The 10,025-nt window shown below is 75.1% G+C and carries 9 protein-coding genes; 4 read left to right on the top strand and 5 right to left on the bottom strand.

The features are described 5' to 3' along the window. Positions 1 to 128 precede the first annotated feature (128 nt). A complete protein-coding gene (locus HLB15_RS12245; protein ID WP_212759800.1) occupies positions 129 to 1,670 on the bottom strand; it encodes a sensor histidine kinase in 1,542 nt (513 codons plus the stop codon). Continuing rightward, positions 1,670 to 2,377, bottom strand: coding sequence for a response regulator (locus tag HLB15_RS12240; protein WP_171106018.1), 708 nt, complete (start codon positions 2,375 to 2,377; stop codon positions 1,670 to 1,672). Before HLB15_RS12240 ends, HLB15_RS12245 begins: the two co-directional genes overlap by 1 nt. A gap of 101 nt (positions 2,378 to 2,478) precedes the next feature. Here HLB15_RS12240 and HLB15_RS12235 point away from each other — a divergent pair, with 101 nt between their 5' ends. From HLB15_RS12235 to HLB15_RS12220, 4 genes are read left to right on the top strand one after another with little or no spacing between them, the layout of a single operon-like run. Further along, positions 2,479 to 3,183, top strand: coding sequence for a hypothetical protein (locus HLB15_RS12235; RefSeq protein WP_171106016.1), 705 nt, complete (start codon positions 2,479 to 2,481; stop codon positions 3,181 to 3,183). Next, a complete protein-coding gene (locus HLB15_RS12230; protein WP_171106014.1) occupies positions 3,180 to 4,241 on the top strand; it encodes a peptidoglycan-binding domain-containing protein in 1,062 nt (353 codons plus the stop codon). The genes HLB15_RS12235 and HLB15_RS12230 overlap by 4 nt, the downstream gene beginning before the upstream one ends. Continuing rightward, positions 4,238 to 5,011, top strand: coding sequence for an ABC transporter ATP-binding protein (locus HLB15_RS12225; protein ID WP_171106012.1), 774 nt, complete (start codon positions 4,238 to 4,240; stop codon positions 5,009 to 5,011). Before HLB15_RS12230 ends, HLB15_RS12225 begins: the two co-directional genes overlap by 4 nt. After that, positions 5,008 to 6,195: an ABC transporter permease gene (locus tag HLB15_RS12220; RefSeq protein ID WP_171106009.1), complete on the top strand. Its 1,188-nt coding sequence runs from the start codon at positions 5,008 to 5,010 to the stop codon at positions 6,193 to 6,195. The genes HLB15_RS12225 and HLB15_RS12220 overlap by 4 nt, the downstream gene beginning before the upstream one ends. 24 nt (positions 6,196 to 6,219) lie before the next feature. On the opposite strand, the gene HLB15_RS12215 is transcribed toward HLB15_RS12220, so the two are convergent. The 3 genes from HLB15_RS12215 to HLB15_RS12205 form a co-directional block, all read right to left on the bottom strand. Beyond that, positions 6,220 to 7,557 carry a glycoside hydrolase domain-containing protein gene (locus HLB15_RS12215; protein ID WP_171106007.1) on the bottom strand — a complete coding sequence of 446 codons (1,338 nt, stop codon included), beginning with the start codon at positions 7,555 to 7,557 and terminating at the stop codon, positions 6,220 to 6,222. Between the two features lie 126 nt (positions 7,558 to 7,683). Beyond that, positions 7,684 to 8,823: an acyltransferase family protein gene (locus HLB15_RS12210; RefSeq protein ID WP_171106005.1), complete on the bottom strand. Its 1,140-nt coding sequence runs from the start codon at positions 8,821 to 8,823 to the stop codon at positions 7,684 to 7,686. Beyond that, positions 8,820 to 9,905, bottom strand: coding sequence for a D-alanine--D-alanine ligase family protein (locus HLB15_RS12205; protein ID WP_171106003.1), 1,086 nt, complete (start codon positions 9,903 to 9,905; stop codon positions 8,820 to 8,822). The genes HLB15_RS12210 and HLB15_RS12205 overlap by 4 nt, the downstream gene beginning before the upstream one ends. Between the last annotated feature and the right edge of the window lie 120 nt (positions 9,906 to 10,025).

The raw sequence follows: 10,025 nt of genomic DNA, 5'->3' as shown, positions 1-10,025 counted from the left end.
CATCATCAAACGCGCGATCTCCAAGTACCAAGCCCGCAACCGCCACGCCGACCGCCGATCACGACCCGTCACGATCACCACCACCCTCTTGACACCCCGCCCCGGCCCCTAACCGAACGGCGTTGGGACTAGCCGTCCCCGGCCGGCAGCCGCAGCGTGAACGTCGTCCCGCGGCCGACCTCGCTCTCGACGCCCACGCTCCCGCCGTGCAGCGTCGCGACCTGCCGCACGATCGCCAGGCCCAGCCCGCTGCCGCCCGTGCCGCGCGTGCGCGAGGCGTCGGCGCGCCAGAACCGCTCGAACACGTGCGCCAGGTCCGCCGCGGCGATGCCCTCGCCGGTGTCGCGCACCGCGACGACGACGTCGCCGCCGTCGCGCGCGCCCGTCACCTCGACGGAGCCGCCGCCGGGGGTGTGGCGCACGGCGTTCGCGACGAGGTTGGTGACCGCCTGGCGCAGCCGCACCGGGTCGGCCCGCACGACCACGCCGGGGTCCGTGCGCGCGGTCAAGCCCACGCCCTTGGCGCTCGCCGCGGCGCCCTGCCCGCGCACCACCTGCTCGAGCGCCGGGCCGAGCTCGACGGGCTCGGGGTGCAGGCGCAGCTCGCCGGCGTCGGCCAGGGCGAGGTCCTGGAGGTCGCCGACGAGGCTCTGCAGGTGCACGGCCTCCTCGTGCAGCGAGTCGACGAGGCGGCCGTCGGTCGGGGTGAGCCCGTCCTGCGCGGCCTCGAGCCAGCCCCGCACGCTGCTCAGCGGGGTACGCAGCTCGTGCGCGACGTCGCCCACCATCGCCCGCCGCAGCCGCTCCTGCTCGCCGCGGCGCTCGGCCAGCGAGTTGAACGCGACGGCGACGTCGCCGATCTCGTCGCGGGTGCGGACGACGGCGCGCGCGTCGTCGTCGCCGTCGGTCATCCGGCGCGCGGCGGCGGCGAGCTCGCGCAGCGGCCGCGTGATGCGCACGCCGACGGCGACGCTCGCCCCCGCGGCCAGCGCGAGCACGAGCGCCGCCAGACCCGCGATGCGCGCGCGGCTCGGCGCGGAGAGGTCGACGAACGTGCTGGCCACGGGCGGCCGGCCGGTGATGAACAGCCGCGCGGGCGGGGCGTGGGACTGCTCGCTGTACTCGGTGGGCCTGTCCGTGTCCGGGAGGTCCGTCGGCCCGACCTCCGGCGCCGGCTCCGTGGACGGCACCGGCACCGCCTCGAGCTCGGTCGCCGGCTCCGGCGACGGCACGGGCACCTGCTCCGCACCCGGCGCGTGCTGCAGCAGCGACCAGTCGACCTGCGCCGGGTCGACGATCGCGCGCGTGTCGGCGAGGTTCACCGCGGCGGACGGGACGGTCGCCGCGCCCGCAGGGTCGGACCCGGCCGAGTCCGCGAGCAGCGTCCCCTCGGTGTCGGTGAGCATGATGTGGTACCCGGTCCGGTCGGCGAGGCGGACCAGCACCGGCTGCACGCCGGCCCAGTCCGTGTGCTCGCGGGACCAGTCGAGCAGCGCGTCGTAGACGACGGCGTCGTCGCGCAGCGTCTGGCCGTTCACCTCGTCGATCGCCGCGTCGGTGCTGCGCACCACGAGCCACGCCGTGGCGGCGACCGAGACCGCGCACACCGCGAGCGACATGGCGATGAGCCGCGTGACCAGGCTGCGGTGCAGCGGCACGCCGCCGGTCATCAGGTCGCCGCCCGGTCGGCGAGCTTGTAGCCAACGCCGTACACGGTGACGAGCTCGGGGCCCGGCCCCGCGGCCGCGAGCTTGCGGCGCAGGTTCACGACGTGCGTGTCCACCGTGCGGCGCGACACGTACCGGGCGGTGCCGTACAGGTCGGTGACGAGGCTCTCGCGCGTGAACGCCCGCCCGGGCTCGGCCGCGAGGAGGGCCAGCAGCGCGAACTCGCCCGGCGTGAGGTGCACGGCCGTGCCGCCCACGTGCACCTCGTGCCGCACCGGGTCCACGCGCAGCGCACCCACCACGAGCGCGCCGTCGGGCGCGGGGCCCGGCTCCGGACGCGCCCGGCGCAGGAGCGCCCGGACCCGGCCCATGAGCTCGCGCGGGCTGTACGGCTTGGTCACGTAGTCGTCGGCGCCGAGGTCGAGGCCGAGCAGCAGGTCGTCCTCGGCCGAGCGCGCCGTGAGCATGAGGATCGGGAGCCGGGCGAGGGCGGGCTCGGCGTCGGCCCGCAGGATGCGCGCCACGTCGAGGCCGCTGACGCGCGGCAGCATGACGTCGAGCACGAGCAGGTCCGGCGGCTCGCGCCGCACCTGCTCCAGGGCGCCGCGGCCGTCCCCGACCACCACGGTCTCGTGCCCGTCGTTGTGGGCGTAGAGCCGGACGAGCTCGGCCTGCTTGGGGTCGTCCTCCGCGATGACGAGGCGTGCCATGCGAGCCAGCATAGGAAGCCGCGCGCGCCCGGAGCCGGGTCTGACGGCCCGGGGACCAGATCCTGACAGGTTCCTGACAAGCCGTCCCTAGCGTCGGCGGCATGGCGAACCCAGCATCCACCCGCGCGGCACGACCCGCGCTCCTGACCGTCCTGCTGTCCGGCCTGCTCTGCGCGGGCCTGCTCACCGCGTGCTCCGCGCCGCAGGACGACGACACGTCGTCCGTCGCCTCCCTGCCCCCGGCGTCCGACACGGGCACGGCGTCCGCCGACGACGCGACCGCCGACGCAGGTGCCGCCGACGCAGGTGCCGACGACGCAGGTGCCGACGACGAGAAGACCGACCGGAAGACCGGCGACGACGCCCTCACCGCCCGCCCCCAGGTCCGCCTCGACGACTCCCCGGAGCGCCTGGCCGCCCTGTGGAACACCTACGACCAGTGCCTGCTCGACAACGGGGCCCAGGCCAACGACGGCAGGCAGGCGGGCCCGGCCCCCGCGACGGGCGGGCGGGAGAAGATCCTCGTGCTCCAGCCCGTGCCGGAGAAGGCCCAGCAGGCCTGCGCCGACCTCGAGCCGCTCGGCCCCGTCGAGCTCGACCCCGACCTCAACCCGGACTTCCACGACGACATGGTCGCGTGGGTCACGTGCATGCAGGAGCGCGGCATGCCCGTGCACCTCAGCAAGGACATGGGCGACCCGACCATCCCCGCCTGGACGTACGACGACAGCGACGCGAAGCTCCCGGACGACGCGATGACCATCGAGGAGGACTGCAAGCTCGCGGCGTTCGGCGGTGACCGGTGAGCCGGCGGCGCACCGCCCTGGTGACCACGGGCGCCGTCGTCGCCGCGGCGGCCCTCGCCACCGCGGGGCTGCTGTGGTTCCGGCCCGCCTCCGGGGAGGCGGCGCCCACGGCGTCGGCGACGGCGCGGCCCACCGTCACCGTGGAGCGCACCGACCTCACGGACGAGCAGCTCGTGCCCGGCACGCTCGGGTTCGGCGCCCCGCAGACCGTGACCGGCCGCGGCGGCGGCACGGTGACGGCGCTGCCCGAGCCGGGCACCGTCGTCCGCCGGGGCGAGGAGCTGTACCGCGTGGACGACCGGCCCGTGACGCTGTTCCTCGGGGACACGCCGTTCTTCCGCACGCTGAAGATGCCCACGCAGCCGCCGGAGGGCGGTGACTACACCACGGGCAACGACGTCGCCGTGCTCAAGGCCAACCTCGCCGAGCTCGGGTACGACGTCGGCACGCGCGAGGACCCGGCGTACACCCCGGCCCTCGCGTGGGCGGTCAAGCAGTGGCAGGACGACGTCGGCCTGAAGCCGACCGGCGACTTCGACCCGGCGTCCGCCGTCGTGCTGCCGACGGCCGTGCGCGTCGAGTCGGCCGCCGCGGCGCTCGGCGACCCGGCCGACACCGCGTTGCTCAAGGTCACCTCGACGGCGCGCACCGTGTCCGTGCGGCTCGACGGCGTGCAGGGCGCGGCCTACCCGGTGGGCTCGCGCGTGCGCGTCATGCTCGCGGACGGCACGGCGGTGCCCGGCTCGGTCACGTCGGTCGGCACCGAGGAGTCGGACGACGGCTCGCAGGAGGTCGTCGCCGTGATCGAGGCGGAGAAGAAGGGCGCGTTCGACGACGCGACGTCGGACGCCGTGCGCGTCGCCTTCTCCGGCACGACCCACGAGGACGTGCTCGCCGTGCCCGTGAGCGCGCTGCTCGCGCTCGTGGGCGGCGGGTACGGGCTCGAGCTGCCGGACGGGAGCCTGGTCCGGGTGGAGACCGGCCTGTTCGCGGGCGGGCTCGTCGAGGTGTCCGGCGACGGCGTCAGCGACGGGCTCACCGTGGTGGACGCGCCGTGACGGGGGCCGACGGCGTCGTCACGCTCGACCGCGTGACCAAGACGTACGACGGCAGGGTGACGGCGCTGGACGACGTGTCGCTCACCGTCGCCGACGGCGACCTCGTCGCGGTGGTCGGCGCCTCGGGCTCGGGGAAGTCGACGCTGCTGCACCTCATGGGCACCCTCGACCGGCCGACGAGCGGGACCGTGCGCGTCGCGGGGCAGCGGGTCGACACCCTCGGCGACCGGGCGCTGTCCGTGCTGCGGGCGCAGCGCATCGGCTTCGTGTTCCAGCAGTCGCACCTTGCCGACCGGCAGACGGCCGTGCGCAACGTCGAGACGGGCCTGCTGTACGCGGGCGTGCCGCGGCGCCGCCGCGAGGCGCTCGCGCTGGAGGCGCTGGACACGGTGGGCCTCGCGCACCGCGCGGGCCACCTGCCGCACCAGCTCTCCGGCGGCGAGCGGCAGCGCGTGGGCATCGCGCGGGCCCTGGTGACGTCGCCGGCCGTGGTGCTGGCCGACGAGCCGACGGGCGCGCTCGACTCGGTGACCGGCGCCGCCGTCGTCGACCTGTTCCGCACGCTCAACGCGACGGGGGTGGCCATCGTGGTCATCACGCACGACCAGGAGGTCGCCGCGGCGCTGCCCCGCCGTGTCACGCTGCGCGACGGGCACGTGGTGTCGGACGTGACGACCTCGCCAGGTGACGACCTCGCCGGAGGACTACCTCGCCAGGTGACTACCTCACCGGGTGACTACCTCGGCGGGCGGGGGGTGGGGCGCGGATGAGGATCTCTGTCAGGGACCTGGTGCGGATCGCCGTGGGGGGTGTGACCGCACGGCTCACCCGGGCCGCGCTGTCCGTGCTGGGCATCGCGATCGGGGTCGCGACGCTCGTCGCCGTCACCGGCATCCCCGCCTCCGGGCAGCAGGCCTTGCTGGAGGAGCTGTCCCGGCTCGGCACCGACCTGCTCGAGGTCACGGCCCGCCCCGCCCAGGGCGACGACGTCGCGACGTTCCCCGCCGAGTCGGTCGCGATGGCTGAACGGGTCGGGCCGGTCACGGGCGTGAGCGCCGTGGCCAACACGCAGGCGTCGGTGCGCCGCTCCGACGTCGCGGGGGAGTCCTCGGGCGTGGGTGTCGCCGTCCTCGCGGCGCGCGACGACCTGCTCGGCGTCATCGACGGCGAGCTCGCCCACGGGCGCTACCTCGACGCCGCGCTCGACCGCTTCCCCACCGTCGTCCTCGGGTCCGAGGCGGCCCGCTGGCTCGGCCTCACCCGCCTGCCCGACGCCGGCCCCGCGCCCCAGGTGCTGATCGGCGACCGGTGGTTCGCGGTCGTCGGCATCCTGGAGCCCGCCCGGCTCGTGCCCGCGATCGACCAGTCGGCGCTCGTCGGCTGGCCGGCGGCCGAGAGCTACCTCGGCTTCGACGGCCGCCCGAGCGTGCTCTACGTGACGGCGCAGGAGGACGCGATCGAGGACGTCCGCGAGGTGCTGCCCGCCACGGTGCACCCGGAGCTGGCCGGCCTGGTGTCGGTGAGCCGACCGTCGGACGCGCTGCTCGCCAAGCGGCAGACCGAGACCACGTTCTCCGGCCTGTTCGTGGGCCTGGCCGGGGTCGCGCTGCTCGTGGGCGGCATCGGCGTGGCCAACACGATGATCGTCTCGGTGCTGGAGCGGCGCGGGGAGATCGGCCTGCGCCGGTCGCTCGGCGCCACGCGCGGCCACGTGCGCGCGCAGTTCCTCACCGAGGCCGTGCTGCTGTCCGGCGCGGGCGGTCTCGTCGGCGTCGTGCTCGGCACGGCGGGGACCGTCGGCTACGCGCTGTGGCGCGGCTGGCCCGTCGTGCTGCCGCCCGCCGCCGTGGCGCTCGGCCTGGCGGGCGCGGTGGCCGTCGGCGTCGTGGCGGGCCTGTACCCGGCGGTGCGCGCCGCCCGGCTGCCGCCGACCGAGGCCCTGGCGACCGCGTGAGCCGCGCCGGTGCCGCGCCGCCCGTCAGGGGCAGCGTGGCACCGGTGCGCTCCACGTGGTGCTCGACCGGTTCGACACGTACAGGTCGGAGACCCACCGCCCGTCGCTCAGCCGGTCCCACACGGCCGTGCCGCCCACCCGGCTGCCCGTCTTCTGGCACATGACCGGGGCGAGCGCGCCCCGCCGCAGCGGGTTGCCCGTGACCGGGTAGGAGACGCCGGGGCCGGTGCGGGCGTTGAGCGAGTCGGCGGTCACCTGTCCCGGGTAGGTGCACCGCGGCAGCGCGCCCGAGTAGCCGGTGCGCGACGGCGTGGACACGTAGTAGTCGCTCACCCACGCCCCGGAGGTCAGCCGGTCCCACACCGCCGTCGTGCCCACCCGCTGCCCCGCGCCCTGGCACACCACGGCCAGCGCGGTGCCGGGGGCGTACGAGCGGGCGACGGCGTACGAGGTGCCCGGCCCGCGGCGGGCGTTGAGGGCGTCGGGGCTGGTCACCCGGTAGGTGCGCGCCACCGTGGCGACGGGCGCCCTGAGGCGGTCGGAGTCGATGTTCAGCCGCACCCCGCCCCAGGTCTCGTCGTGGTCGCCCCGGTACTGCTTGGCGCGCTGGCCGAGCGACCACTGCCGGTCCGGCGCCGTGGGCCAGCCGGTGAGGGCCTGCTTGCCGTCCCAGCGCGCCATCCACACGGCGTCCGGCCGGGCGTACGTGGTCGAGGTGTAGGTCGCGGAGAGGTCGCGCAGCCCCGAGTCCTGGTGCACGTACACGCCCGCGAGGTAGCCCGCCGCGTGCAGGGTCCGCGTCCAGGCGGAGACGTAGCGCCGCACCGCGGTGCGGCACGCGGTGTCGGTGCGGTCGTAGTGCTCGACGTCCGCGTACAGCGCGCTGCCCGGCAGCAGGCCGAGGGCCTTCGCCCGCGCGACGGCGTCCGTGCCGTCGGACGTCCCGCGCGCCGTCGCGGTGCTCGCGGTGTAGCGGTGCGGCTTGTCGCCGAGCATGCAGGACGGCTGGTAGCCGAGGTAGGTGGGCAGCAGGCGCCACCCGGCCGCCGTCGCGTCGCGCACCCAGGCCGCCGTGAGGTTCGGCTGCGCGCAGGCGCGGTTGCCGCCCCCGAAGTAGATGTTCACGGCCGTGTACGGCGAGGTGCCCGTCCAGGCCCGCAGGGCCGCGAGCGACGGCGCGGTGCAGGTGTCGAAGCCGAGGCGGTCCGCCGAGGTCATGGACGCGCCGGACGGGTACACCACCGGCGTCTCGGGCTCGGCCGCCGCCGGGCCCGCCACCCCGGCGAGCACCAGTGCGAGGGTCCCGCCGAGAGCGGCGAGGCCGCGCCCGACGTGCCGGACGACCTGGGTGACGGCGACCATGGCGCACCTCCGGGAGACGTACCGCCCCCTTCGTTGCAGTATCCGCCGTCCGGGCCGACCGCGCTGCCCGCCAGGGTCACGATTCGGCACCTACTGCGTGCTCTGCCTCGTGCCTCGGCGGGTGCCCTACCTCGGTGGCGGGCCGCCCACCGCACGATCCCGCCGGCCGAACCGCGGCAGCTCGAACATCCACGTCGCCCCCGCGCTGAGGAGCCACGTGTGCAGCGTGAGGCACACGCTGACGAGCACGGCCGTGAGGACGACGGGGAGCAGCACCGCGAGCGCGAGCTGCGGCCCGGTGCCCAGCGCCGAGAACGGTCCGACGAGCGCCGCCGCGACGAGCGCGAGCAGCGGCATGTGGATCACGTAGATCGGCAGGGTCTGCTGCCCCAGCCGGGACAGCAGCGGGCCCACCCGGCGCAGCCGCTCGAGCTGCACCGCCCCCGCGACGCCGAGCGCCAGCGCGAGCAGGCAGACCGCGGGCCACACGCCGAACGTGTACTTGGTGCCCGTGACCCGGATCGCGAGCATGAGCACGACGTAGACCCCCGCGCAGACCAGCAGGTGGCGCGTGGTCGCCGTGCGCGCCCACTTCTCGATCAGGGGCCGGAACCGCAGGCCGATCAGGAAGAAGACCAGGTTCTGGTAGAGCTGCCCGCGGTTGCCCGGCGCGGCCAGCAGCCCCGCGGAGGCGATCGCCGAGAGCGCCGCAGCGGGCACGAGCACGGCCCACGACGGCAGGTCGCGGGTCACCTTCGCGACGACGAAGTACAGGGCCAGCGCGAACAGGTACCAGAGGTTGGTGGGCGTGATGGTGATCTGCTCGAGCACGTCGAGCGCGCTGTGCGCGGCGAGCGTGTCGAAGTCCGGCACCATCGCGAGCACGGTCGTGTGCACCACGAACCACAGCAGGTACAGGTAGTAGAACTGCGCGATGCGGCTCCGGGCCACGACCGACCACGGGCGCCGGGTCGCGGACAGCGCGAACATGCCGGAGATCATGAAGAACACCGGCATGCGCAGCGGCAGCAGCATCTCGCCGAACGCGCCCCACAGGCCGGGCAGCGGCACCGGCAGGTGCCAGTCGATCGCCAGGTACATCTTCATGACCACGTGCCACAGCACGACCAGGATGATGCACACGCCCTTGGCGATGTCCGCCCAGCCCTGGCGGGGCTTGGCCGGCGCGGCGGCCGTGGCCGGGGCCACGACGGGGATCGGGACGGTCTCAGCGGCGGGGCTCGCCGCACCGCCGGGCGCCGTCACGGCAGGACGGCCGGGACAGGCCCCCGGGCCCGGGCCCGCGCGGTCTCGACGAAGATGTCCAGCAGCTCGGGGTACCCGATGCCCACGGCGCTCCACATCCGCGGGACCTGCGACATCGACGTGAGGCCGGGGATGGTGTTCACCTCGTTGATGGTCGGCACCACCTCGCCGTCCACCTCGGGCAGGAAGAAGTCGACGCGCAGCAGGCCCGAGCAGCCGAGCTCCCGGAACACCTCGAGCGCGACGGCGGAGAGCCGCTCGGTCAGGCTCGGGTCGAGGTCCTCGGGCACGACGAACTCGGTGATCCCGGCCTCGTACTTCGCCTCGTAGTCGAACCAGCCGTGCTCCTCGCCGACCTTGATCTCCAGCGGCGGGCTGGTCCGCAGGGTGCCGTCGGGCAGCTCCAGCACGCCCATGTCGATCTCGCGGCCCGTGACGGCGGCCTCGACGAGCACCTTGGTGTCGCTCTGGCGGGCGAGCGCGACGGCCGCGGGCAGCTGCGCCCAGTCGTCGACGCGCGTGACGCCGACGCTCGAGCCCCCGCGGGACGGCTTGACGAAGACGGGCAGCCCGAGCCGCTCCCTGTCCTGCGCCGAGAGCTCGTCGTCCGCGCCGTCCAGCACCGCGCCCGGCGCCACGGGGACGCCGCGGGAGGCCAGGACGCGCTTGGTGAAGTCCTTGTCCATGCTGACCGCGCTCGCCAGCACGCCGCTGCCCATGTAGGGCACGCCGGCGAGCTCCAGCACGCTCTGCACCGTGCCGTCCTCGCCGTACGGGCCGTGCAGGATCGGGAGCACGACGTCGGCGTCCCGCATCGCGTCCAGGGCGCGCGCGAGCGTCTCCGCCACGCTGCCGGGCACGGCGGGCTCGGGCGTCAGCGCGACCAGCGTGCCGGGGTCGCCGTCCGACTCCTCGGTGACCGGCCCCACGAGCCAGTGACCCGCCTTGGTGATCCGGATCGGGACCACCTCGTAGCGGCTGCGGTCGAGATGCTGGACCACGCTCGCGGCGGACTTGCACGAGACCTCGTGCTCGGTGTTGCGTCCGCCGAACAGCACGACGACACGGGTTCTCTTCGACATCACATTCTCAATCTCGGGTCATGTCCGGTCGTGCGGCCTGGCCTGGGTGCTCGCGCGCCACCAGGGCGCGGATCCTCGTCATCATGCCGCTCGACCGGACGTCCACGTGGTGCTCGGTTC

The organism is Promicromonospora citrea (assembly GCF_013004695.1).
In the GTDB taxonomy this organism is placed as follows: Bacteria; Actinomycetota; Actinomycetes; order Actinomycetales; family Cellulomonadaceae; genus Promicromonospora; species Promicromonospora citrea.
This window is presented reverse-complemented; position numbering and strand designations above follow the sequence as displayed.